This window comes from Ruegeria sp. CJ2 (assembly GCF_056536745.1).
Map to the genome: position 1 here is coordinate 79,692 of NZ_JBQFQF010000005.1, position 24,385 is coordinate 104,076.

A 24,385-nucleotide genomic window follows, 5' to 3' on the forward strand; every position below is an offset into this window, starting at 1 on the left:
TCGGGCGCAGGTGCGATTCTATATTCGGCAGGGAAATCAGCGCTTTTTGCGCATAGAAGTGCCGTTGTGGAACAGATGCACCTTGTCGGGGCTGGCTGAAAGGGCAACGGTTTGCCCCCGCATATTACGCTGAATGCCTTGCAGTTTGGCAATCACGGACTCGGCCCCTTTGCGGTTCTCAAAATACAGCAAGGTGACCTCTCCCAAGGCTTCGGTGAAATCCACGACACCCTGAAAGGCGGTCGCGTCGTCGCTTGGAACAAAATCTTCGGGCCGGATACCGACATTCACATGTTTGCCCTGGTCCTCTGTCTCGGTCGCGATATTGCTGGCGATCGTTCCACCAGCCTCCAACTCGACAATGGTCGTTGCTCCCGTTTGTGTGATGACACCGGGCAACAGGTTCATCGAGGGCGAGCCAATAAACTGGGCGACAAATTCGTTATCCGGGGTCTCATAAAGCTCCAGCGGGGTACCGACTTGAGCAATGCCCTTGTTGGCCAGCACCACAATCCGGCTGGCCAGTGTCATCGCCTCGACCTGATCATGGGTTACGTAGATCATCGTGCTGTCGGGCATCGCCTCTTTCAGACGCGCGATTTCGATCCGCGTGGCCACCCGCAGGGCGGCATCAAGGTTAGAAAGCGGTTCGTCGAACAGATAGACCTTGGGGTCGCGCACGATGGCCCGCCCGATAGCGACCCGCTGACGTTGCCCCCCCGACAGCGCCTTGGGCAAACGATCCAGAAACGGCTCAAGCTGAAGAATACGGGCCGCGCGTTCAACGGCTGCGTTGACCTCGTCGGCAGGCAGTTTCGCAATCTTGAGGGCAAAGGCCATATTCTCGCGCACGGTCATATGGGGATAAAGCGCGTAGCTTTGGAACACCATCGCAATACCGCGCTGCGCCGGAGGCACGTCGTTCATGAGCTGCCCTTCGATCTCAAGCGTCCCGCCCGAGATTTTCTCCAGCCCCGCAATCATGCGCAACAAAGTGGACTTGCCACAGCCGGACGGTCCAACGAAAACAATCAACTCGCCGCGCTCGATGTCGAGGTTGATATCCTTCAGGACATCAATACTGCCATAGGTCTTTGCGACATCCGTGAGATTGAGTTCCGACATGACCTACCCCTTTTCCCGAGTCATCAGACAGAACTGAGCAGCGTCGAGGGTCAGTTTTCCTGACCCGCCGACGCTGCCCAACTCCTCCCCGATAACACGCCAGTTACCGTCCGGCACGGCGACTTCTGCCGGGCCCGACCCCAGATTGAAGGCACAGAAAACCTGTTCATTTTGACCTTCACGCACAAACGAGAGAACTGGGCCGGATTGAACCATCTGAACTTGTGCCCCCGACATCAAAGCGGAATGCGCATGGCGCAGCGCGATCGCACGGCGGTAGTGGTGCAGCATCGACTTGGAGTCCTGCTCCAACCGGTCCACGGCGCGCTCGGCTTGCGACGAACTGACCGGAAGCCAGGGACGCCCTTTACTGAACCCAGAGTGTTCGTCCTGCGCGGCCCAGACCATCGGCGTGCGGCACCCGTCGCGTCCCTTGAATTCTGGCCAGAATTCGATGCCGTAAGGGTCTTGCAGGTCTTCAAATGCTACATCCGCCTCGGGCAGGCCCAGTTCCTCGCCCTGATACAGGCAGGCAGACCCCCGCAGGCACATCATGAGAACCGCATGTTGCCGGATGGCCGCATCGCTTAGACCCCAGCGCGAGGCATGACGTTGCACGTCATGGTTCGAGAACGCCCAACAGGGCCATGCATCACCGGCCTTGTCCTCAAGCTGGTCAAAAACCTGTTTGGCATAAGACGCGGTCAGGGCGCGTTTTTCCAGAAACTCGAACGCATAGCACATGTGCATCCGCTTATCGCCGGTGGTGTATTCGCCCATGATTTCAAGCCCGCGCTGCGCGTCGCCGACCTCACCCAGACAGGCGCGGCCGTCATATTCGTCGGTCAGCGCGCGCAGCCGTTCGAGAAAGGCGATATTCTCGGGCTGGCTTTTGGAGAAAAGGTGGTCCTGATGGTTATAGGGGTTCACCATCGGCGCAATCGAGGCGTTGCGCTGATCCATCGGCAGGCCGGGATTGTCGCGCAGCTGCTTGTCATGGAAGTAAAAGTTGATCGTGTCCAGCCGGAACCCATCGACGCCTAAATCCAACCAGAACCGGGCCACGTCTAGCAAGGCGTCCTGAACCGCCGGGCAATGGAAATTCAAGTCGGGCTGCGAGGTCAGGAAGTTGTGCAGGTAATACTGCAACCGCCTCGAGTCCCACTGCCAGGCCGAGCCTCCGAAGATCGACAGCCAGTTATTCGGTGGGGTCCCGTCCGTTTTCGGGTCGGCCCAGACATACCAATCGGACTTTTCGTTTTCGCGGTTGGACCTGCTCTCGCTGAACCACGGGTGCTGATCCGAGGTGTGCGACAACACAAGGTCGATCATCACTTTCAGCCCAAGCCCATGCGCCTGATCCAGAAGCTCTTTGAAATCCGCCATCGTTCCGAACATCGGGTCGACATCGCGGTAATCGCTGACATCGTACCCGAAATCCTTCATCGGAGATTTGAAGAACGGCGAAATCCAGATCGCATCAACACCAAGCGAGGCGATATAGCCCAGCCGTTGCGTGATCCCCTTCAGGTCGCCAATTCCGTCGCCGTTGCTGTCCTGAAAGCTGCGGGGATAGATCTGATAGATCACCCCGCCACGCCACCAATCGGACGCTGCTTGGGTTGCTTTTGTTGTGTCTACGGTGTTCTGCACGTTCATCAGAAGCCTCTATTTGACGGATCCGGCCAGCAGGCCCCGGACCAGGTATTTTTGCATTGCGAAGAAAACGATGAGCGGCACGGCAATCGACACGAAGGCCGCCGTCGCCAGAATTTCCCAATTACCGCCCCGCGTGCCCAACAACTCGACGATCTGGTTGGTCATAACGGTGGTCTGACCCGACGCGTCAATCAAAAAGACCTTGGCGACCAGCAGGTCGTTCCACGTCCACAGGAACTGGAAGATCGCGAAAGAGGCCAACGCCGGGAAACTCAGGGGCAGGATTAGCTTGGTGAAGATCTGGAACTCAGTCGCGCCATCGACGCGCGCGTTCTCGATCAGGTCTCGGGGAAGGCCAGCCATGTAGTTGCGCAGCAGGTAGATCGCCAGCGGCATCCCGAACCCGGTATGGGCCATCCAAACCCCAAGATAGCCTTTCCCGATCCCGATATTGAGGTGGAATTTCAGAAGCGGGATCAACGCCAATTGCAGCGGCACCACCAACAATCCAACGACCGCTGCGATCAACAGGGCGCGGCCTGGGAAATCCATCCACGCCAGCGCATAAGCTGCAAAAGCCGCCACCAGAATGGGGATAATCGTCGCCGGGATGGTCACTGTCAGTGTGTTGAAAAAGGCCCGCCCCATACTGTCAGAGGAATCTTCGGCCAATAAGACCTTGTGGTAATTGGCCAACGTGAACTCGGGCGGTAATTCTGCGGTCACGAACACACGGGCGCCCCGGCTGCCGGTAAATTCTTCCGAATTCTCCATCCTGTACTTGCCCTGCGCATCCACAGTGATCGTACCACCCCGACGCAGCTCAGCAGTATCACCCGGAACAAACGCATCCACGGCCCGAGAGCTGACACCCCATTGAGAAATCGTAGCCGTGGTTCCCGCGTCAAATAGGTTGCCTTCTATGACGTAAACCCCGTTTTCCAGCACCTGTGTGTCCGGCGCGGCGGACCGCAAAGTCAGGTTCTGTTCGGACGGGAACAGCGATTTCCACCAGCCGCTTGTGGCAATTTGATCGGCCGTGCGAAAGGACGAGATCAACAGCCCAAGCGTTGGCACCACCCAAAGCACAACCAGAAAAATGACCGAGGCATGGACGACCCAGCGCAGCGCCGGTTTGGTTCCTGCAATATCGCTCATGGCCTCACTCCATCTCTTTGCGCGCGTTGCGCACGTTCCAGATCAGAATTGGCGTCACCAACAACATGATCACCATGGCCGAGGCCGACCCCACACCCCAGTCATTGGCGCGGAACAGCTTGTCATACATGTAGTTGGCCAGAACCTGTGTCTCCCACTGGCCGTTGGTCATGGCAAAGACGATGTCGAAAACCTTGAGCACGGTGATGGTGATCGTGGTCCAGACAACTAGGATCGTCGTCTTGATCTGCGGCACTTTGATCTTGAAGAAAATCTGGAACGGGTTGGCGCCGTCCAGAATGGCCGCTTCGATGGTTTCCTCGGGGATACCGCGCAAAGCGGCGGACAGGATCACCATGGCAAAACCGGTTTGTATCCAGATCAGGACAACCATCAGGAAGAAACTGTTCCAGAACGGGATGGTTAGCCAAGTTTGCGGCTCGGTCCCGCCAAAGAAGATGTAAAGCGCGTTCAACATCCCGATCTGATCCTGCTCGGCCGGGCGCGTGTCATAGACCAGCTTCCAGATCACCGAAGCACCCACAAAAGAAATCGCCATCGGCATGAAGATTAACGACTTGGCGATATTGCCCCAACGAATGCGGTCGGTCAGTTGCGCCACCAACAGGCCCAAAGCGGTCGACATCGCAGGCACGATGATCAACCAGAACATGTTGTTGCGCATGGCTTCCCAGAATTTGGGCTCATTCGCCATCTGGATGTAGTTTTCCAGCCCCACCCATTCATAGCCCCCACCGGGCACCCGATCCGTAAGGGACAAGCGCAGAGTTTCGACCACCGGATAGGCCAGATACAGACCCAACGCCGCCAACGCCGGGAACAGAAACAACCACGGACGGATCATGTTCGCGCGGTTGATATTGCGCCCTGCATTCGGGCCGCGCGCCGGGAACAGCACTTTGTCCAGAAACTGGTTCGAAAGGTAGAAATAGCCCACACACCCTGACACGCCGATGGCGATGGTCAGCAGGCCTTGTAATGCCGGATGCATGCCGCGTCTCCCTTGCGACGGTGGCAGGCAACCCGAACTAGCGGGTTGCCCGATCAGGAACGCTTAGTCCAGCGCGTCCCAGGAGGATTGGATTTCGTTGGCAACCTCTTCCGCCAAGGCCCCACCTGCGTAATCGACCATGCCGGTCCAGAACGTCCCTGCGCCAACACCGCCGGGCATCAGGTCAGACCCGTCAAACCGGAAGGTGGTTGCACCCAGAAGAATATCATTCATCTTCTTCAACGTCGGGTCCGAGAACAGCGAGGTATCGACACCCTTATGCGGCGTCAGGAACCCGGTTAGCTGCATCCAGGTCTCATGCGCCTCTGGCGTTTGCAGATACTCGATCAAAGCATGAGCGCCGGGGCTGTCATTGGTGATCGCCCAAAGCGTGCCCGCACCCAGAACCGGGCTGCCCAAGTCCTTGCCCTCATAGGCAGGAAAGTAGAAGAAATCCGCGTCCTCACCCACGACAGTTCCTTCCGGGAAAAACGCCGGGATAAAGGACGCCTGACGGTGCAGATAGCATTGCGGAGGAGAGCTGAACATGCCTTTGGGACTGTCGCGGAAATCGGTTGTGGCCACCGCTCCTGCGCCGCCGGCAACGTAGTCGTCATTGCGAGCGAAGGCTCCGAATTCTTCGATGGCCGCGATGACCTTTGGGTCATTGAACTTCATCTCATTTGCGACCCAGGCGTCATAATCCTCGGGCGACTGCGTGCGCAGCATCATATCCTCGACCCAGTCGGTCGCGGGCCAGCCGGTTGCGCCCCCAGACCCCAGACCGATACACCAAGGCGTCTCGCCGTCCGCGACGATCTGGTCCGTCAGAGCTTTGAGTTCTTCCATAGTGGTCGGCACTTCGTACCCGGCGTCCTCGAAGTTCTCGGGCACGTACCAAACCAGAGACTTCACATCGACTTTGTAGAAAAAGCCGTACAGATTTTCCGCGCCATCAGGTCCGCCATACGTGCCAAGATCGACCCATGACTGCCCTGCAGCATAGTTGTCGCGAATCCAGTCACCCGTGCCATCGGCAAGCGGCGTCAGAAAGCCGGATTTAGCCATATCTGCCGCCAAGCCCGGCTGCGGGAATACGGCCACATTCGGCGCTGACCCCGCCTCGGCATCAATGCGGATTTGCTGTTCAAAACTGTCTGAGCCGACATAGGCGTACTCATGCCCGGTGGCTGCGGCAAAGCCATCCAGCACCTTTTCAACATTTTCCTGATCCGGCCCCAACCAAGGGCCGAACACGGTAACCTTGTCCGCCTGTGCAGCGCCCGACATCAAGGCAAACGTGGCCGCACCTGCGTAAAGCGAGTGTTTCATGAATTCTCCTCCCGTATCATCTCTCGCTTTGGAATCACGTTTTTCAAAGCGCTTTGGATGCAGAACTTTATCCGCTAACATTCAGGTTCTGTCAATATTAGGTTTACCGTTACTCCTGCATTTTAATATTTTCAGCTAGAAGATCGAATTCTATTGACGCGCAGGCAATTTCACCACAATACAGGTGATAATCCAAAATTTTAAGGCGCTTTGAAGCGGATATGAATCTAAAGCAGCTCTCAGAAATTCTTGGCTTGTCCCAAACAACTGTCAGCCGCGCGCTGAACGGCTATCCCGAGGTGAACGAGGACACGCGCATACGTGTGCAGGCTGCTGCCGCGAAACATGGCTATCGGCCAAACAGCCGCGCAAAGGGGTTGGCCACGGGGCGATCCATGGTCATTGGGCATGTAATTCCCAGTTCCTCGCAGCACGAGATGGTGAACCCCATCTTCGGCGATTTCGTTGCAGGTGCTGCGCGAAAATACGCGGAACATGGCTATGACATGATGTTCACAAATGCCGACGATACGTCGATTGAACGGGCGTATCGCGACCTGTTTCAACGTGGCGCCGTCGACGGGGTTGTCCTGCAGGGACCGAAGGTCAACGAACCTCGTATCGGGGTGCTATCCCGCATGGGCGTTCCCTTCATCGTTCATGGCCGCGCAACCGGAGTTGATGAGCCCTACGATTGGATCGACGTGAACAACAAAAGCTCATTCCAAAGGGCCGCCAAATTCCTGATTGACCTTGGGCATCGCCGCATCGCCCTGATCAACGGGTTAGAGGATATGGACTTTGCCCAACGCCGTCGCGCCGGGTATCTGGAGGCTCTGTGCGAGGCCGGGGTCGCTTGCGATCCGTCTCTAATGCGCAGCGCCGAGATGACCGAGGTCTACGGACATCACGAAACGCGCGCCATGATTGAGATGGAAAATCCGCCGACGGCTATACTGATCTCCTCCATGATCTCGGCGATAGGCGTGAGGCGCGCTTTGAACGAGGCCGGGTTGAAGATGGGGCGCGATGTTTCCGTCATCGCCCATGACGACGATCTGTCTTATCTCAAAAACGGACAGGACGTGCCGATCTTTACGGCAACGCGATCCTCGGTCCGGCAGGCAGGGGAAATCGCCGCCGAAATGCTGATTGATCGGATCAAAACACCGGACGACCCGGTTAAAACTAGATTGCTGGAGGCCGAACTGGTAGTTGGCGGCTCGACCGGCCCCGCTCCTGACAGGTTCTGAACATGAAATATACCCGTGCTGATTTCCCCAAAGATTTCCTCTTTGGTGTCGCAACCTCTGCCTATCAGATCGAAGGCCATGCTCAGGGCGGCGCTGGACAAACCCATTGGGATACGTTCGCGGCAACACCCGGTAACGTGGTGCGCAATGAGAACGGGGACCGTGCCTGTGATCATTTGAACCGCTTTGGCGAAGACTTTGATCTTGTGCGCGACGCGGGCTTTGACTGCTATCGGTTTTCCACCAGTTGGGCGCGCGTTCTGCCTGAAGGACGCGGGCCAGTTAACCAAGAGGGGCTGGATTACTACGACCGCCTTGCCGACGCACTATTGGAACGTGAAATTCGCCCCTGCGCCACCCTTTATCATTGGGAGTTGCCCTCGCCCCTAGCCGATCTGGGAGGTTGGAGAAATCGGGACATCGCCAATTGGTTTGCCGACTTTACCGAGATCATCATGGGCCGCATCGGGGACCGCATGTTCAGTGTCGCGCCGATCAACGAACCTTGGTGCGTCAGTTGGCTCAGCCATTTTGACGGCCACCACGCGCCCGGCTTGCGCGACATCCGCGCCACGGCACGTGCGATGCACCACGTTCTGCTTGCGCATGGACGAGCGATTGAGGCGATGCGCAGTCTGGGCATGTCCAACCTGGGTGCAGTGTTCAATCTGGAATGGGCAGAACCTGCGGATGACAGCGCCGAGGCACGCCGTGCTGCTGACCTTTATGATGGTATCTACAACAGGTTCTTTCTTGGCGGTGTGTTCAACAAAGCCTACCCGGAAAACGTGCTGGACGGGTTGGAACCATTCCTTCCCGCAGGCTGGCAGAACGATTTCGACACGATTGGCACCCAGGTCGACTGGTGTGGCTTAAACTACTACACCCGCAAACTAATCGCCCCCGCAGAAACCGCTTGGCCCAGCCTCAAAGAAGTCCCCGGGCCTTTGCCGAAAACCCAGATGGGTTGGGAGATCGAACCCAGCGCCCTGACTCGGTTCCTGACCCGCACGATGCGCGACCACACCGGCGATCTTCCGATCTATGTCACGGAAAACGGCATGGCCAGCCCGGAACGACGGCAGGATGATGACCGGATCGACTATTTGAACCAACACCTTTCGGCTGTACGCGACGCCATAGATCAAGGCGTCCCGGTTAAGGGATATTTCATCTGGTCTTTGCTGGATAATTACGAATGGGCCTTGGGTTACGAGAAACGCTTTGGCCTTGTGGATGTCGACTTTGACACAATGGAGCGCACGCCCAAAGCGTCTTACAACGCGGTGAAATCTGCCCTGAAGGGCAGCACCGTTTCGCTGCCACTGGCGCAGCGCGCCGGAGCGATGCACGAGCATTGGAACTTGGTTGCCGATATCGGCGGAACCAACACTCGGCTGGGCGTTATTTCAAATGGCACGCTCACCGATTTACGCAAATACCCGACCGGTAAGCTACCACAGTTGCTCGAAGCGTTTCACAGCTTGCGGGATGAAATTGGAACCGATCCACGCGCCGTCGTCGCGGCGGGTGCAGGGCCGGTACGGGACGGTATGATCCGGCTCACTAACGCGCAGCTTGACCTGTCCGAGGCTGACATCGCGCGCGCGACGGGCGCGCAGCACACCTTTGTCATCAACGACTTCACCGCCGCTGCATGGTCGGTTGCCGAAATCACCGGCGACGATGTCGAAGTTCTGCAAGGCGCCGAAACGCCGCCGATGGGAACGCGCTTGGTTGTCGGGCCTGGAACCGGGTTGGGCGTCGGTTCTCTGCTCTATTCTGATGGTCGGTTTCACACCGCGTCTGGCGAAGGTGGCCATGTTGGATTGTCGCCCCGCCACGAGGACGAGGTCGAGATTTTCCGCGCCGCACGCAAAGTTGCTACGGACTGTTTTTTTGACGACACCCTGACGCTTGAGGCCGAAATGTTTCTGAGCGGGACGGGATTGCCGATCCTGCATCAGGCCATTCAACTTGCGGCGGGTCAGACGACTGCCGAAACGCGCAGTGCCAAAGATATTCTTGAGGACGCCTGCAATGCCTCGGACCCGCTCGCAGTCAGGGCAGCGCAGATGTTTACCTCGCACTTGGGTGCCGTGATGGGTGACTTGGCAGTTGTTATGATGCCTGCGGGCGGTGTTTTCCTTGTCGGCGGCGTGGCCGAAAAGAACCGTTGGCTTTTCGCCGACGTATTCAAAGATGCCTTCAACGCTGGCGGACGTTTCAGCGAACTGCGCCGGTCAATGAACTTGTACGTGTCAGAACAAGATGAATTTGGCATTGTTGGCGCTAACAACTTCTGTAAAAGTGCACTTGCGCGGTAAACTGGCCGCCTGACCCTCTGATACAGAAAGGACCCGGCATGATCCTGTGCTGCGGTGAAGCCCTGATCGACATGATCGCCTCGCCCACAGTTTCGGGCGAACAGGGTTTTGTGCCCCATTCCGGGGGTGCGATTTTCAACACGGCGATCGCGCTTGGTCGGCTGGGCGTTCCGGCGGGAATGCTGACAGGTCTTTCGACGGACATGTTTGGGCAGCAGCTCAACAAGTCTCTGCAAGCCAGCCATGTCGACACCAGCCATGTCATCGTTTCCGATCGCCCGACGACTCTGGCGTTTGTTCAGCTAAAGGACGGGCACGCGACCTATAACTTTCTGGACGAAAACTCGGCCGGTCGCATGTTGACGCCCGAGGACATGCCCAGCCAGTTGCCAGCGGTATCGGCGTTGTATTTTGGCGGTATCAGCCTTGCTTGCGAACCCTGTGCAGATGCCTATGCGTCCTTGTTGAAACAACACGGGTCCGAAAAGGCTGTTATGTTGGATCCAAACATCCGTCCCGGCTTTATCAGCGATCAAACCCGGTATCGCACCCGGCTCAACGCGATGATCGCGCAGGCCGATATCGTGAAGGTTTCGGACGAAGATCTGGATTGGATTATTCCAGGACCAGAGAGCCTGACGGACAAAGTTCCGCTCTTGCTGAAAGAAGGTCCCGCTATCGTCATCGTGACCAAAGGCAGCGAGGGGGCATCCGGATATCTGGCGGATGGCAGATCAACCTCGGTGCCCGTCAAAAAGGTCGAGGTGGTGGACACGGTCGGCGCCGGCGACACGTTCAATGCCGGTGTACTGGCCGAGTTGGAACACGCCGGTCACTTGAACAAGCAAGGTCTTCGCTCCCTCAACCCAGACCAACTGAAAGCAGCGCTTGTTAAAGGTGCCGAAGTCGCTGCCGTTACCGTATCCCGCGCAGGCGCAAACCCGCCTTGGGCGAATGAACTCTGACCCCGAAAGGGATATTGATGAAACGATCAGATATCAACGCAATCAAAACCGAAGCCGAGGCTTTCATTCGTTCCTTCGGAACGGTTTTGCCGCCCTTCGCCAACTGGACGCCAGACCAGATGAGAAGGGATCAGGCTGCGGTTATTCGCGAACGTGGTTTGGGGTGGGACATCACCGATTACGGACAGGGACGGTTTGACGAGCTGGGGTTGTTCCTGTTCACGCTGCGCAACGGTGATGTCGCTGATCTAAACCAGGGGTGCGGCATGCTATATGCAGAGAAACTGCTTGTCTCGCGGGACAAACAGCTTTCGCCAATGCATCGTCATATCGTGAAGGCCGAAGATATTATCAATCGCGGTGGCGGCGATCTGGTGATGGAGATTTACGCCTCGGATTCCGAGGGTGGGATCGACCGGGAAAACCCGGTGACAGTACCCAGCGACGGCTGCCCGGTGACGATCCAGCCCGGTAATCTTTTACGGCTGGGACCGGGTCAAAGCGTCACCTTAATGCCGGGCATCTGGCACGCTTTCTGGGCCGAAAAGGGCGATTGTCTGATTGGTGAAGTGTCGACTGTAAACGATGACCGAACCGACAATGTATTCGAAGACCCAATTCCCCGCTTTGCCACCATCGAAGAAGACGCCGCACAGGAATTCCTTTTGGTTGCAGACTATTGAACTAAAACTCTGCTCGTAATCTCGGCGCACGGAACAGAAACTATAGTGTCGTGCGCCGCCAATGATCTGCTGGATTGTCATCCAGATAAGCCGTCTTCACTAATTGATGGGCCCCGACGTCCCGACCTTTATATACACAACGACTTAACACGGGTTTCCAGCCGCGATGCGCGTGCAAGTGACACTTTCAAGTCGGCATTCCCTTCGGGGAAATATGTCAAGATTGCTTTAAAAAACATTCACCTGACTGTCACACGATCCACGTACCTGACGCTGAGTACGCATACCGTGTACAGCGTTCAGGGTCTTTCCTGATAGCGCTGCCATTCTCTTACCCCAAGGGACAAATGTCCCTGAATTTGGCGAGCCTTTCTATCAAAGGCCGCTGCTGAACCGGAGTTAATATATGACCAACCTGAAGCTCTGCGCGACCGCTGCCGCCGTCGCCTTTAGCGCGACTGCTACTTTTGCGGAAACCGAGATCACCTGGTGGCACGCCATGGGTGGTCAGCTTGGTGAAACCGTCAACAAGATCGCCGAAGATTTCAATGCCTCGCAAGACGATTACAAGATCACTCCGGTCTACAAGGGCAGCTACGAAGAAACGCTGACCGCAGGTATCGCCGCCTTCCGCGCAGGTGAACAGCCTAACGTCATGCAGGTGTTTGACGCCGGAGCCGCCACCGTGATCGGTGCCAAGGGCGCAACCATTCCGGTTCAGGACCTTCTGGCCGATAATGGCGTGGATTTCGACATCAACGATTACATCGCCGGTGTGCGCTATTTCTATGCCGATAGCGACGGCAAGATGATCGGGATGCCCTTCAACTCATCCACGCCGATCCTGTATTACAACATGGACGCACTGGAAGCCGCAGGCGTCACCGCGCCGAAAACCTGGGAAGAGTTCCAGTCGACCACCGCCCCGGCACTGAAAGACGCAGGGTATATCGCGCTCAGCCAGTCGCACCTGCCCTGGATTTTCACCGAAAACTTCATGTCGCGCCACAACCTGCCGTTTGCCACCAACAACAACGGCTATGACGGCAACGACACGCAGATCCTTGTGAACAACGACGCGATCAAAGCGCATTTCACCGCTGTGACCGAGTGGAAAGATGATGGCCTGTTCGAATGGTACGGCACGGGCTGGGGCGACAATGCCAAGCCGTTCGAAGAAGGCAAAGTCGCCATGTGGCTGGGCTCGTCCGGTTCCTTCGGCGGTCTGCTGCAAAAAGACCTGCCGTTTGAATTCAGCGCGACCGAGCTGCCTTATTGGGAAGCCGTGACCGCTGAACCGACCCAAACCTTCATCGGTGGCGCGGCCCTGTTCGCCATGTCGGGCAAGTCGGACGAAGAAAACAAAGCGACGGCTGAATTCTTCCGCTTCCTCACCGCGCCTGAAACCCAGTATTTCTGGCATCAGGAAACCGGTTACGTGCCGATCACCGAGGCCGCCTATGACGTCGCCAAGAAAGACGGCCACTATGACCGCTTCCCGGCGGCCGAAGTTGGTGTGAACCAGCTGCAGGAGAAAGCCGGCGACAATACCAAAGGCTATCGCATGGGCTTTTACGTGCAGATCCGCGACATCATGAACCGCGAATATGGCCGTATCCTGACCGGTGAAACCGACGTGGAAACCGCGTTCAAAACTATCGAAGAGGAAGCCAACGAATTGCTGGCCCGCTTCGCCAAGACCCAGGGTTAACCCCCCGGATCACCCCCAGGATGGTCGCGCTGTCATGGCGCGGCCATCACTCTTTTTCGCAGTGGACACCTTATGAAACGCGCGGGCTTTGACACGATCTGGCTTCCTGTGGCGCTACTTATGCCGCAGTTGATGATCATCGCCATCTTCTTTTACTGGCCTGCGGGCTGGGCTTTGCAATCCTCATTCTTTCTTCAGGACCCGTTCGGCTTCGGCTCGACCTTCGTAGGGGCCGAGAACTATACATCGCTGCTGGGCAATGATCAGTACAAGCGCGTTGCCGGGTTCACGATCCTTTACTCGGTTCTGGTGACGTTCTTTTCGCTGGCCATCGCGCTGCTGCTGGCGGTCAAGGCCGATAAGGTGATCAAGGGGGCCAAAACCTATCGCACGCTGCTTATGTGGGTCTATGCTATTGCCCCTCCGGTCGCGGGCTTTCTGGGTATCCTGTTCTTTGATCAAAGCACCGGGCCGCTGACCAAATTCTTCCAGATGTTCGGCTGGGATTTCAAACTGGGCGTGGATTACAACGCCACGGCCACGGCGATGATCATCGTGGCCGTGTGGAAGCAGATCCCGGTGAACTTCATCTTTTTCCTCTCGGGTCTTCAATCCATACCACGTTCCGTGCGTGAGGCCGCGATGATCGACAACCGATCCGCCACTGGACGGTTCTGGCAAGTGACTTTCCCGCTGCTGGCCCCCACCGCGTTTTTCCTGCTGATCATCAACATCACCTATGCCCTCTTTGACACGTTCGGCATCATCGATGCGTTGATGAAAGGCGAGCCGGGCAACAACCCGATGACGCTGGTCTACAAGGTCTATCTGGACGGGTTCCGGGGCAATGATCTGGGCGGATCGTCGGCGCAATCTGTGGTGCTGATGGCTTTGGTGCTGATCCTGACCGTGTTTCAGTTCCGGCTGGTTGAACGCCGGATTCACTATACCTGAGGGCTTTGGACATGGCTGAAACAACACTCGATACCCCCACAGAGGCCCATCGCCCCCACCGCATCAAATGGGAGGCGATTGGTGACCACACCATCCTGATCCTGGGCGCGCTGCTGATGATGCTGCCGCCAGTGCTGGCGCTGATCACGGCCAGCCACGACGCGGTGACGATCCATCGTGAAGGCTTGCAACTTACGCTTGGCGATGACCTTGGAAAGAACTTCCACGCCGCCATGTTCGAAAAAGGCGGCTTTACCCAAACGGTTGATGGCACGTTGATGCTGGCGAACTCATTCATCCTTGGCATCGGCTTTGCAGTGGGCAAAATCGTAATTTCAATGATGGCGGCCTATGCCATTGTCTATTTCCGCCTGCGGTTCGCGACACTGGCCTTCTGGGTGATCTTCACCACCCTTCTGTTGCCGCTTGAGGTGCGCATCCTGCCCTCATACGAGGCGATCCAGAAACTGGGCCTCACGAACACTTATACCGGCCTGATCGTGCCACTGATCGCATCCGCCACCGGCACGTTCTTTTTCCGGCAGTTCTTTATGTCGGTCCCCGAAGAACTGGCCGAGGCCGCTCGGATCGACGGCGCGGGACCCTGGAAATTCTTTATCGACATTCTCGTCCCGCTCAGCCGGACGATGATCGCAGCGATCTTTATCATCATGTTCGTCTTTGGCTGGAACCAGTATCTGTGGCCCACATTGATCACCACGGATGAAAGCTTTTTCACGCTGGTCCGCGGCATCAAGCAGATCGTGCTGTCTTACACGGACAGTCAGATCCCCGAACACGGGCAGGCCTTGGCGCTGGCCATTGTTGCGATGATCCCACCTGTCGCGATCGTCGTCTTTTTCCAGAACTGGTTCGTCAAGGGCCTTACAGAATCCGACAAATAAGGAATACGCGCATGGCTCAGGTTTCATTAGAGGGCATCCGCAAGGTCTATCCCAACGGCTTTCAGGCCGTTCAGACCACCAGCTTTACCATTCAAGACGGCGAGTTTGTCGTACTCGTCGGCCCCTCGGGTTGCGGCAAGTCCACCCTGCTGCGGATGATCGCTGGGCTTGAGGAGATCACCGAAGGTACTCTGAAAATCGGCAATAGGGTGGTCAACGACGTGGATCCGGCAGATCGGGACATTGCGATGGTGTTCCAGAATTATGCTTTGTACCCACATATGACCGTCCGCAAAAATATCGGTTACGGGCTGAAGAACCGGGGCACGCCGACCGCTGAGATTGACGCCAAGGTACAGGATGCGGCCAAGATGCTGAACCTGACCGAGTATCTGGACCGCAAACCAGCGCAGCTTTCGGGCGGGCAGCGCCAGCGCGTTGCCATGGGCCGCGCCGTGGTGCGCGACCCGGCACTGTTTCTGTTTGACGAGCCGCTGTCGAACCTCGACGCCAAGCTGCGCAACCAGATGCGGATCGAGATCAAAGCCCTGCAACGTCGTCTTGGAACCACCGCGGTCTACGTGACTCATGATCAGGTAGAGGCGATGACGATGGCCGACCGGATCATCGTCCTGAACGAAGGTCGGATCGAACAGATTGGCACCCCATCCGAGATCTATCACAACCCGGCCTCGACCTTTGTCGCCTCGTTCATGGGGGCACCACCGATGAACCTGATCGAAGCCGAGATTGACCATCGAGGCCTTCGGATCAATGGCTTCGGCGATCTGATGCACGTTCCGCAAGCCTATAGCGGGCCTGTGACCATGGGCATTCGCCCAGAAGATGTCGAAATGGATAACCAGGGCCAGGTCTCATTTCATGTCGATATCCTTGAAGAACTGGGCGCACATCGGCTGTTGCATGGCCGGATCGACAATCAGCCCTTCTCGGTCATGATTGGCAAGGATGACGCGGCACAGATCGGTGAAATCCGGATCAATCTAAAGCCCGAGGCCCTTTGCCTGTTCGACAAGGAAACGGGGCAAAAACTGTGATTACGGAAACACTTCCGACCCTCCCGGCTGTTTCCGAAACGCAACGGGATGCTATTCTGTCGGCCCCGCGCACGGCCGACGCGCATCGCAGGATATTGGCCGACATAAAAGCCATGAATGCCGTTCAGGTTGGTGGCAAGGCACACTCCGCTCGCCTACCCAGTGCGTTCACCGTGGCCGCCTGGAACGTGGAACGATGCCTTTTCCCGGAAGAAACGGCCGCGCATCTCGGGAAAGTCGCACCGGATATTGTTCTGCTGTCCGAAGTTGATCACGGAATGGCCCGAACTGCACAGCGACATACAACCGAAGCAATGGCTGACGCCCTTGGAATGGTTTACGCCTTTGGCGTCGAGTTTCACGAGCTTGATTTGGGCGGATCGACCGAGCGCAAGTTCTGCACGGATGATTTCAACGCACTGGGCTGGCACGGGAACGCTATCCTGTCGTCGGCTCCATTCCTACGCACCGCCTTGATCCGGCTGGACGATCACGGCCATTGGTTTACGGCAGGTGCCGGGGCGAGCGATCCGGATCAGCCGCGCATCGGGGGCCGCAACGCCATCGCCGCCATTGTACCGGGGACCAACGGGCCGGTTTGCGTCGTCTCCACTCATCTGGAAAGCAACGCAAATGCGGTTCACCGGCATCAACAATTCGAACGGCTGCTGCAAGCGATTGAAGATTTCGCACCAAACCTACCGGTCATGATTGGTGGAGACCTGAATACAGGCAATCACATGCCCCCGGATTTTGACTGGCGGCAAGAAACCTTGTTTGGATTGGCCGAAGACCACGGCTATTCCTGGTCTTTCACGGCACAAGGCAATACAACCCGCCCCAGCCTGATTACACCCCACCCTGACCGGGTGATGAAGCTGGACTGGTTGGCGGGCCGGGGGCTCGAATGTCATGGCACTGGTATTCTGCCTTCGATTGCGGACGACGGAACACCCCTGTCCGACCATGACTGTGTTTGGTGTCGGGCTGGCTGACCCCGCTTACCGGGCCGCGTTCTGTCATACATCCCGATAAGCCCCTTTTGCCAAAACGGAAAAACCGACTAACATGCGTTACAACGCGGTTAGAGGGACCTGAACGATGGTGACAAAAGCAGAGCTGGAAGCCGAAGTTGCCGAACTTCGCCGTCAACTCGCCCAACAAACCAAGCCGGAGAAGGCGGAACCGAAGGTAGACCAATCCGACAGTCTGATCGACACAATCGAAAACTGGTCAGATCAGATGGACGAAGTTCTGACCGAACTCGGAGAGTTGCCGCATAATAAGCCGATCGTGTTCGCGCTTGGCGTTTTCGCGCTTGGCTATCTGATTGGCCGTTCCCGGTAGGAGCCCGCACATGAATCGCATTTCCCGCAATCTCTCGATCATTCTGCGCGCCGAAAGGCTGATTGCCCAAAGACAAGTCGCAGTAGCGGCCAAACGCACCGGTTTTTATGGGGCTGCGGGGTTGGCTATTGGCCTTGCGGTCGTGATGTTGAACGTCGCTGGCTTTTTCTGGCTGTCTGAATCCGTGTCAAACGCGGTCGCGGCACTGATCATGGCCGGGGTCGATATGGTTGTGGCCCTGCTATTGGCGTTGTTCGCCAATTCCATGTCGTCACAAACTGACATCTCTGCGGTTGTTGAACTTCGAGACCTGGCGCTGCAGGACATTGAGACCGAGATCAAGGACAACCTGGCCGAGGCGCGAGACGCCGTAACGGGGTTCCGACGCGATCCGCTTGGGGCAGTGACGCCCGAGATCATCAGCGCCCTGCTGGGTGCCTTGATCAAATTCTCCAAAACTGGAAAGAAGTCTGGCGACTAACCTTACTGCATCAAGTTAACCGCGGCTCGTGCGATTACCATTTCTTCGTTGGTCGGAATCGACAGGATGCGAACGCGGCTAAAGTCCGTCGACAGAACCGTGCCACCATCCGCGTTTCGCGCATGGTCCATTTCGATTCCGATCCAACGCATTCCGTCACAAACCATCTGCCGGATCGGAGCCGAATTCTCGCCAACACCGCCCGTAAAGATCAGCGCATCAATGCCTTCCAGCGCGGCGGACAACGCCCCCAATTCCCGGCGGATGCGGAACACATAATAGTCGATAGCCTTGCGCGCATCCGGCGTATCCGCCGCCAGAAGCGTGCGCATATCGGACGAGACCCCGGACAGGCCCAGAAGACCGGATTTGCGATATAGAACTTCGGCAATCTCATCTGCCGACATTCCATCCTGTTGCATCATGTACAGTACCACACCCGGGTCGAGCTGACCGCTGCGCGTCCCCATCGGCAGACCGTCCAGTGCCGAGAACCCCATCGTCGATGCAACCGCGCGCCCGCCCGATACCGCACACATGGACGCGCCATTCCCCAGATGCGCAATCACAACGCGGCCATCGTACAGACCCGGTGCGATCTCTTTCAGTTTCTGCGAGATATAGTCGTAGCTCAGCCCGTGAAACCCGTACCGACGAACACCTTTGTCGTAGTAACTCTGCGGCAGGGCGAAAGTATCGTTGACCCAAGGGTGGGTTCGATGAAAGGCGGTATCAAAACACGCCACTTGGATCGTATCCGGGAATGCAGCGCTGGCCGCCCGGATCCCAGCCAAGGAATAGGGTTGGTGCAAGGGTGCAAAAGGGACGAACCCCGTCAAAGTGTCTATGACCGTTTCGTCAATGAGAACCGGTTCGGAATACACCGTACCACCGTGGACAACCCGATGGCCGACAGCCTTCACGTGGATATCCGGGAGGTATTCCCGTGCCATTTCAAGAAATGCGTGGATTGCTTCGTCATGACTTTGGGTATTCGACAGTGGCCGGTTGATCGACCGACCCCCGGCAGACTGCGCCAACAATCGGGGGGCTTCCCCCAAACGCTCGATCTGGCCACGCCAGCGCATGCTGGGGCGGTTTTCCTCAACGACTTCGTACAACGCGAATTTCAGTGACGAAGACCCGGCGTTCAGCGCCAGCACATGATCAGCCATAGAGCTTACCTTTACTTGCATAAGCATGCAGCGCCGCAACCGCGCAAGACGCCAAGCGCGAGGCATCATCATCGGACCGTGATGTCAAGATGATCGGCGCACCAGCCCCCACAACGATACCGGCAGCCTCGGCATGAGAGATGAAGGTTAGCTGTTTCGCAACCATGTTGCCCGCCTCAATATTCGGGGCAACAAGAATATCCGCGGACCCGGCGACCTCGGACGTGATACCCTTGGTACGGGCAGCCTTCAGGTCGACCGCGTTGTCCATCGCAAGGGGGCCATCGACCAATCCGCCGGTGATCTGTCCCCTCTCAGCCATTTTGGACAGCAGTGCCGCATCCACGGAAGACGGCATATGCGGGTTCACGGTTTCAACGGCAGACAAGACACCGACCTTCGGCGTTTCGATCCCGATGGATTGAGCCAGGTGAATTGCGTTCTGAACGATGTCGGCTTTGGTTTCGAGGTCTGGCGCGATATTCACCGCCGCGTCTGTGACCATGATGGGTCTCGGCATGCCCGGCACATCCATCACAAAGACATGCGACAGACGCCGACCGGTTCGCAGCCCGTTTTCACGGCGCAAGACGGCGCGCAACAGGTCATCTGTATGCAGATACCCCTTCATCAAGGTCTGCGCTTTGCCTTCAACAACCAAGTCCACCGCGCGATGCGCCGCGAGCCCGTGGCCCCGAGCCTCGACGACTTCAAGACCGGAGATATCCGCATCTATCTCTGCTGCCGCGGCCTTGATCTTGTCAGAATCCCCCACAAGGATCGGCGTGATGATGCTGTTGGCATGACCCAACAACGCGCCACTCAATGAGTTGCTGTCTTCGGGCGCAACCACTGCTGTGGGCATGGGGTCCAAGGGTCTTGCCTTTTCAAGTAGCGCATCAAAATGACGATGGCGCTGAACAACAAGGCCCGGAACTTCGATCGAGTCAAACTCCATGTGCTGGGACGGGGGTGTAACCTGAACCGTACCGCTCAGGACCAGGGCGTTATCTCCAACGCGGCGTACTTCGGCGGTGCAGATCAGATCGCCATCATCGCGCTTTTCGGCAACCGAGACAAAGGCCGTCAGCTCGTCGCCGGCAAGAACAGGAATGTGGAAGGACAGGTCCGCGCGGCGAGTTTGGGTCCCTGCCCCCGGCAACACGTTGCCCAGAACAGCAGCAACCAGACCAGCAGGCCATAGCGCCGGAGCCACGGCTTCGGGTTGCCCGTCACCATCCCCATCATAGGCTGCCAAATGCAGCGGATTGTGGTCGCCCGACGCAGACGCAAACGCATAGAGGTCATCGACCGTACACAGCCGCGTCAGTTGAGCTTCGTCACCAACATTCAATTGGGCAAATGTTCGGTTCTCGTAAATTTTCATTTTGGGGTAGCTTTTCTTTTAGCTGGGGTCCGAGCAGGACGGGCTTTCGGGGTAAGTCCAAGCACTGGTGCCGCGTCGTCCTGAGGCTTCGGCAGGTCAAGAATGTCACACAAATCGTCAACCATTTCGAACAGTTCAGGAGTTGGTCTTTGTACTTCTCCGGCGATCCGTTGGATGAGGTCGACCGCCTGCATACGGTCTTTCTTTAGGGGAAGCAAATCTGACAGAGTGTTCATCGCTTCTTGCTTGTCAAAGGTCACGATAAGCGACTGTTCATGCAAAAGGCGCTGTCGTTGATCAACCGTCAGCGCCTTGAATGGTTCATCATGTTTGAAGACTTGGGCCCACCGGTCCAGAATTTCAGCCCGAAAGCTCTGATTGCTATCAACCAGAAGGATCAGCATCCGGACGATCGCTTCGGCCAATCCGCCTTGTTTCATATGCGCCAGCGCAGCTTCAACCTCGGGCAGTGATCTCAGACCTTCCGGATCCGCCAGTGTTCTGTGCGCGACGTTCTTCCGGCCAAACCAAGCCGCCAACGGCCCGCTCCACATGGAAAAGAACGCCAACTCGTACCACGCGTCACGAACATCACGACCGTAATCCATGACCTGCTCTATCCAATCCGCCGTAATCTTCTCGAGTTCCAGAAATGGATTTTCCGGCGCAGCGGGTTTGCGGTGCTCTCGCGCCATGTCCGCCCAATACTTAATACCCAACATGGCAGGCTGGGCCGAAGACAAAGCCGCGCGCTGCACACGCAGAGGGTGCAGATCACGAAGCGCCTTTGCCGAGGCGGGCGTCGCCAAGGATTGAACGATCGGGCGGGCGTATGTCTCATAGAAATTGGCCTGGGTTTCTGACATATGCGCGACAGCGGCAAAGCTCGTTTCATCTTGCCGACCGTCATCCAGCGCAGCGACATCTGCCAGCGTGCGCTCGTGGAAACGGACTTCGAATTTCTTGTCGATGCCTTCGCCCTCGATGTTTTCGATCTGCATTTCGTACAGGCCGGGCGCCATCGACTCGACGGTTTCGAGCGTGGAGGCAAGTTCCCGATGCTCTTTCTGTGCGACTTTCGACGAAACAAAAATGCCCAGATGACCCACTTCATCGTGCAGCATGTACACAATGCGCTGCCCCCTAACGCGGATCTCTTCTTCGTCGGCGTAGGTCTCAGCAATCCAGTTCAAAGCCTGCTGCGGCGGTGTGATGTTGTCGCCCTGGCTTGCAAACACAAAGATCGGCCCTTTGATCGCCTTGATATCGACCGGCACGCCGGGTTCGAGCTGGGCCGTGTTCTTGACCAAACGGTTACCGACGAAAAGCTGCTCGACGATCCAATGGATCTCGGCCTCATTCAGGATGAAATATCCGCCCCACCAGCGTTCGAAATCAATAAAGCGCTGCCGCCCTCCGTCAGGATCCCTGAAGAGATCAAAGTATTTCCCAAAGTAGTTTCGGCTGGGGTTTAGCTGCTCAAAGTTCATCACCAGATTGGCGCCGTCAAATTGACCTGCCCCCAAGTCCGACCAGAACATCGGCTGCCAGGTTCCTCCCAGAACTCCGGCATTATAGCGCATCGGGTTTTCCCCAACGGCCCCTGCCCAAGGCGCAACGGGCGCGCCGTTCAGAACCAATGGTCCGCTTAGATCAGGATTGCAGGCAGCCATCAGCAACGTCGCCCACCCGCCCTGACAATTTCCGGTGACAACAGGGTGCGGGCTGTCTGGATGGCGCGCGCGCACGGTTCGAACAAACCCGGCCTCGGCATGCATGACATCCGCCAGCGTCTGACCTGGAACAGGATCGCGCCCAAAGCTTACGAAATAAACCGGGTGGCCTTTGGCCAGAGCAACACCAACCTGACTATCCCGCTTGAAGCCTCCGATTCCACCACCGTGGCCGGCGCGTGGGTCGATAATGATATATGGGCGCTTGGTATCTTCAATGGTCACACCTTCGGGCGGGAGAATGCGCAACAACTGGTAATTACACGGGCGCTTTAAGTGCTTGCCGTCGGCAATAACCTCGTAGTCATAGATAAGAACGGGCGGACACCCGGCCGCTTCATGCTCGAGGAAGACATCGCCGCGTTCACGCAAGGTGTCCATCGTCAAGGCCACTCGTTGGCCTGCGTCTTTCAGATAGTCCCCCCAATCTTTGACGATTGAGTGGGACGCCGCCAGCCGCGCGGAACACTCCGCCATGTTTTGAACCAACTGGCGCGTTCGGTCCGTGTGATCCTGCGCGATCTTGCTGGATTGCAGCGCCATTGACTTTGACAGCAAGCTCCATTGAACCTCGGATTGATCCAACGCGTTTGTAACCGCCCCGACGGTCCGGTCATTCACAACTGCCGCGTCCCTGGCCAGATCAGAGCCAAGCTGCAGGGATTTCGAATGCGCATTCGTAATCATGTGGATTTCCTCTTTCAGACAATGCTGAAGCCGCCGTCGATGGGGTGTATGCCGCCCGTGACGTTGAATGCTTCTCGGCTGGCCAGAAACGCGGCATAGGCACCGACATCGTCGATCGTCGCCAGGTGATGGGTCGGGGCCAGATCTGCCGCATCTTGCAGCATCGCGTCAAATTCCGCCAAACCCGAGGCCGCCCGTGTCTTGAGCGGACCGGGCGACAGGGCATGCACCGATATCCCCTTGGGTCCAAGCTCTGCTGCAGCATAACGCACCGACGCCTCAAGAGCAGCTTTTACAGGCCCCATCACATTGTAATTCTCGACAACTCTGTTGGCGCCAAGGAACGACACGGTCAGGCATGTACCACCGCGCGTCATCAACGGCTCGGCCTGCCGGATCATCCTGAGAAACGAATGCACCGAGATATCCATAGCAAGGGAAAACCCTTCGGCAGATGTATCAACGACGCGCCCGTGCAGATCGTCCTTCGGCGCGAAAGCGACCGAGTGGACGAGCGTGTCCAACTGCCCCCACCGCGTTTGGATTTCAGCAAACATCGCCTGCGCTTGAACCGGATCGCGCACATCCAACGGCATTACAATCTGGGCGTTAATCCGTTCGGCCAAGGCGCGAACATGAGGCTCGGCCTTGTCATTCAGATAAGTCAGCGCAACTTCGGCCCCTTGCGCGTGCAAGGCTTTGGCACATCCCCAGGCAATTGACTGATCGTTAGCAACACCAACGACCAGCGCTTTCGCTCCTTCCAAACGGAACATGGTCGATTCTCTCGCTTTTTCTGCACTGCAGCATAACCCGCTTTGGGGTTTACCACAAACTTTGCGCGGCAGTGTGAAACTTTGACGAAATCGCGCGGCCCTTGATGGTCAACCCAAGAATGACGTTGAGCTTGAGTGCCAAAAAAAGCCAACAAACCACGACAAAACTAAGCTTTTTTGAAATATTCAAAAATCTGATTACTATGCCCTCATAAAACAAATAACGAGGGCACAATGAACTCACTTACCAGAATAACTCGGGGAATTGGTATTGCATTCAAGGACGGCAGGGTGAAGGGGCTACTGGCCTTCACGGTTGGCATGATCCTTTGGGCTTCCGTTTTTTACCACTTTGTCGAAGGCTGGAGCTGGCTCGATTCCATCTATTTTTCGGTCGTGACCATCTCGACCGTTGGATACGGAGACTTTTCCCCGGAAACGGCGGCCGGAAAGATTTTCACGATGGCGTACATCATTGTCGGGTTGGGTATCTTCGTAACGGCGGCAACCACGGTGGCGGATACAATTCTGTCACAGGATGACGACAAAAAAGACGGGTAGACTGCCTGTTTCCTTCTTAAGGAATTCAACGCAACCTCAGCAGGGTCGCAACGCGCGATCCGGCTTTTTGAATTATTCATCAAACCGATACAGATT

At 57.0% G+C, this 24,385-nt stretch carries 21 protein-coding genes and 1 pseudogene; 13 read left to right on the forward strand and 9 right to left on the reverse strand.

Annotated elements, in window-relative coordinates:
• Positions 1-36 precede the first annotated feature (36 nt).
• The 5 genes from ACR0MS_RS08915 to ACR0MS_RS08935 form a co-directional block, all read right to left on the reverse strand.
• A complete protein-coding gene (locus ACR0MS_RS08915) occupies positions 37-1,125 on the reverse strand; it encodes an ABC transporter ATP-binding protein (RefSeq protein WP_480574000.1) in 1,089 nt (362 codons plus the stop codon).
• Positions 1,126-1,128: 3 nt separating this feature from the next.
• Positions 1,129-2,784: an alpha-glucosidase gene (locus ACR0MS_RS08920; RefSeq protein WP_480574004.1), complete on the reverse strand. Its 1,656-nt coding sequence runs from the start codon at positions 2,782-2,784 to the stop codon at positions 1,129-1,131.
• Between the two features lie 9 nt (positions 2,785-2,793).
• Positions 2,794-3,942, reverse strand: coding sequence for a carbohydrate ABC transporter permease (locus ACR0MS_RS08925; RefSeq protein ID WP_480574007.1), 1,149 nt, complete (start codon positions 3,940-3,942; stop codon positions 2,794-2,796).
• Positions 3,943-3,946: 4 nt separating this feature from the next.
• Positions 3,947-4,954, reverse strand: a complete 1,008-nt coding sequence (locus ACR0MS_RS08930; protein WP_480574010.1) for a carbohydrate ABC transporter permease — start codon at positions 4,952-4,954, stop codon at positions 3,947-3,949.
• 63 nt (positions 4,955-5,017) lie between these two features.
• Positions 5,018-6,286, reverse strand: coding sequence for an ABC transporter substrate-binding protein (locus ACR0MS_RS08935; protein ID WP_480574013.1), 1,269 nt, complete (start codon positions 6,284-6,286; stop codon positions 5,018-5,020).
• 221 nt (positions 6,287-6,507) lie between these two features.
• Here ACR0MS_RS08935 and ACR0MS_RS08940 point away from each other — a divergent pair, with 221 nt between their 5' ends.
• The 12 genes and pseudogenes from ACR0MS_RS08940 to ACR0MS_RS08995 all read left to right on the forward strand — a co-directional run bounded on the left by ACR0MS_RS08940 (position 6,508) and on the right by ACR0MS_RS08995 (position 17,970).
• Positions 6,508-7,539: a LacI family DNA-binding transcriptional regulator gene (locus tag ACR0MS_RS08940; protein WP_480574016.1), complete on the forward strand. Its 1,032-nt coding sequence runs from the start codon at positions 6,508-6,510 to the stop codon at positions 7,537-7,539.
• 2 nt (positions 7,540-7,541) lie between these two features.
• Positions 7,542-8,843: pseudogene (locus tag ACR0MS_RS08945) on the forward strand (GH1 family beta-glucosidase); the annotation flags it as partial.
• A gap of 42 nt (positions 8,844-8,885) precedes the next feature.
• Positions 8,886-9,866, forward strand: coding sequence for a glucokinase (locus ACR0MS_RS08950; protein WP_480574243.1), 981 nt, complete (start codon positions 8,886-8,888; stop codon positions 9,864-9,866).
• 38 nt (positions 9,867-9,904) lie between these two features.
• Entirely contained in the window at positions 9,905-10,831 is a 927-nt protein-coding gene (locus tag ACR0MS_RS08955) for a carbohydrate kinase family protein (protein WP_480574019.1), read from the forward strand.
• A gap of 17 nt (positions 10,832-10,848) precedes the next feature.
• Positions 10,849-11,514: a D-lyxose/D-mannose family sugar isomerase gene (locus tag ACR0MS_RS08960; RefSeq protein WP_480574022.1), complete on the forward strand. Its 666-nt coding sequence runs from the start codon at positions 10,849-10,851 to the stop codon at positions 11,512-11,514.
• A gap of 406 nt (positions 11,515-11,920) precedes the next feature.
• Positions 11,921-13,225: an extracellular solute-binding protein gene (locus ACR0MS_RS08965; protein ID WP_480574025.1), complete on the forward strand. Its 1,305-nt coding sequence runs from the start codon at positions 11,921-11,923 to the stop codon at positions 13,223-13,225.
• 72 nt (positions 13,226-13,297) lie between these two features.
• On the forward strand, positions 13,298-14,179 hold the full coding sequence (locus tag ACR0MS_RS08970) for an ABC transporter permease subunit (RefSeq protein WP_480574028.1): 882 nt from the start codon (positions 13,298-13,300) through the stop codon (positions 14,177-14,179).
• 11 nt (positions 14,180-14,190) lie between these two features.
• Positions 14,191-15,084, forward strand: a complete 894-nt coding sequence (locus ACR0MS_RS08975) for an ABC transporter permease subunit (RefSeq protein ID WP_480574031.1) — start codon at positions 14,191-14,193, stop codon at positions 15,082-15,084.
• Between the two features lie 11 nt (positions 15,085-15,095).
• A complete protein-coding gene (gene ugpC, locus ACR0MS_RS08980; protein ID WP_480574034.1) occupies positions 15,096-16,142 on the forward strand; it encodes a sn-glycerol-3-phosphate ABC transporter ATP-binding protein UgpC in 1,047 nt (348 codons plus the stop codon).
• Positions 16,139-17,137: an endonuclease/exonuclease/phosphatase family protein gene (locus ACR0MS_RS08985; protein ID WP_480574037.1), complete on the forward strand. Its 999-nt coding sequence runs from the start codon at positions 16,139-16,141 to the stop codon at positions 17,135-17,137. Before ugpC ends, ACR0MS_RS08985 begins: the two co-directional genes overlap by 4 nt.
• A gap of 106 nt (positions 17,138-17,243) precedes the next feature.
• Positions 17,244-17,489 (forward strand): hypothetical protein, encoded by a 246-nt coding sequence (locus ACR0MS_RS08990; protein WP_480574040.1) that lies wholly within the window; start codon positions 17,244-17,246, stop codon positions 17,487-17,489.
• A 10-nt stretch (positions 17,490-17,499) separates the two neighbouring features.
• Entirely contained in the window at positions 17,500-17,970 is a 471-nt protein-coding gene (locus tag ACR0MS_RS08995) for a phage holin family protein (protein ID WP_480574043.1), read from the forward strand.
• Between the two features lie 2 nt (positions 17,971-17,972).
• Here ACR0MS_RS08995 and ACR0MS_RS09000 read toward each other — a convergent pair whose 3' ends face one another.
• Genes ACR0MS_RS09000 through fabI form a run of 4 tightly spaced genes read right to left on the reverse strand, consistent with a single transcriptional unit; the run spans position 17,973 to position 23,728 of the window.
• Positions 17,973-19,145, reverse strand: a complete 1,173-nt coding sequence (locus tag ACR0MS_RS09000) for an acetate/propionate family kinase (RefSeq protein WP_480574046.1) — start codon at positions 19,143-19,145, stop codon at positions 17,973-17,975.
• Positions 19,138-20,532 carry a bifunctional enoyl-CoA hydratase/phosphate acetyltransferase gene (locus ACR0MS_RS09005; protein ID WP_480574049.1) on the reverse strand — a complete coding sequence of 465 codons (1,395 nt, stop codon included), beginning with the start codon at positions 20,530-20,532 and terminating at the stop codon, positions 19,138-19,140. The genes ACR0MS_RS09000 and ACR0MS_RS09005 overlap by 8 nt, the downstream gene beginning before the upstream one ends.
• On the reverse strand, positions 20,529-22,952 hold the full coding sequence (locus tag ACR0MS_RS09010; protein WP_480574052.1) for a DUF3141 domain-containing protein: 2,424 nt from the start codon (positions 22,950-22,952) through the stop codon (positions 20,529-20,531). The genes ACR0MS_RS09005 and ACR0MS_RS09010 overlap by 4 nt, the downstream gene beginning before the upstream one ends.
• 14 nt (positions 22,953-22,966) lie before the next feature.
• Entirely contained in the window at positions 22,967-23,728 is a 762-nt protein-coding gene (gene fabI / locus ACR0MS_RS09015) for an enoyl-ACP reductase FabI (protein ID WP_480574055.1), read from the reverse strand.
• 234 nt (positions 23,729-23,962) lie between these two features.
• Between fabI and ACR0MS_RS09020 the strand changes: the two genes are divergently transcribed.
• The gene (locus ACR0MS_RS09020; RefSeq protein WP_480574058.1) at positions 23,963-24,289 is read left to right on the forward strand and encodes a potassium channel family protein; all 327 of its coding nucleotides are present in this window, start codon (positions 23,963-23,965) and stop codon (positions 24,287-24,289) included.
• Positions 24,290-24,385: the final 96 nt, after the last annotated feature.